We start from the raw sequence: 1,351 nt of genomic DNA, 5'->3' as shown, positions 1-1,351 counted from the left end.
TTCTTCATTGATGCTATTCCTCTTACCTCCGTGGGCAAGATTGACAAGAAAGCCTTGCGACAAACCGCATAAAAGCAGTCCGAATACCAACAACAATCAGGTGAATGATGATGATTTCCTTGCTGCTTGAACAGGGTAAAAAGCTGCTGGTGGTCCTGCTACTTGCGCTGCAGGGCTGCTCTTCTCTGCAAGAATCGAACTATGTACCCATCTCCCCGGAAACACTGAATGAATGGATGGTGGAAGGCAGGTTTGTGCTCCGTGCGGAGGGTGTAAAAAGCAAAAGCTACTTTTACTTCAAGCAGCTGGGGGAAAATTATCAGCTGGCCGTGTTGATGGATGACCCGGTGGGCGCCCCCAAGGCGGTGATCAGCGGCAATGTCTATGCGCCGCAAGAAGAAACCCTGGATGTGATGGGCGGGGTGGAGGCCAAGAAGGTGGCTGAGCACCTGCACGCCCAGCTCCAGGCCGGCGATTTGTCCTATTGGGTGCGCGGGCTGCCTGCTACGGCCAATGCGGTGATCTATCAGGAAAACATGTACGTTCCGGATTCTATCGAAGAAAAAGGCTGGAACATTGCTTATCAGGATTACATGTCCGTGCAGGGGGGCTATCGCTTGCCTGCAGATATGGAAATGAAATCCGAGGCCGCGTCTCTGGATCTGGAACTGGTACGAGCGGAAACCGGGTTTCTCACCAACCCCTGTGATCAGGGCATCGCTGATGACCAGGAAACGGGTAATCCTGACGGTGCCTATGACTATGCCAGCGATGATGCGGTGAAACGGTTGGTGCCTGAAGATGGCAGCGCGCCGTTGCCGCTGTGGATTGATGAAGCCAACTTCTGCAAACAGCTGGCCAAGGTCCATAACAACACAATGCCCAATCCCCGGGAGGGGCTTTTTGGCCCGGATTCCATGATGTGGAAACTGGATGGTTTGAGCGCGCCACCCGCCTTTGGTGCCGGTCGTGCACTGTTGCTGCAGGTGGCTCATCCCTGGGTAACCGCAGGTATTGATCAGCACTCGCAAGTGCGTAATGACCCCATGGGGCGGGCCCGCCGCACTTTCTATCATATCTCCAGCATGGTGTTTGGCAGCATGCCCCAGGCGATGGCTTCGGCGAACCAGGTGCGGGATATCCATGAGGAAATTGACGGTGAAATGACCGAAGAGGCCGGTGCTTTCCATCGGGGTTCCGAATACCGGGCCAACGAAATCAACGCCATGATCTGGGTGCATGCAACACTGTGGGAAACCATCGTTCACATGTACGAGAAACTGGAAGATGACCTGACCCCGGAAGAGAAAAACCAGTTCTACGAAGAAACCAAACTGTTTGCCATGTTGTT

The 1,351-nt window shown here is 54.0% G+C and carries 1 protein-coding gene; it reads left to right on the top strand.

All coding sequences use genetic code 11. The annotated features are described in order from the left end of the window. Positions 1 to 104: 104 nt before the first annotated feature. Positions 105 to 1,351: lipoprotein insertase outer membrane protein LolB (locus A3730_RS18500; RefSeq protein ID WP_063538651.1), on the top strand; the 1,247-nt coding region annotated here is incomplete at its 3' end.

Source organism: Alcanivorax sp. HI0044 (genome assembly GCF_001634945.1).
Note: the sequence above shows the minus strand (reverse complement) of the source record. Positions and strands in the feature narration are given on the sequence as shown.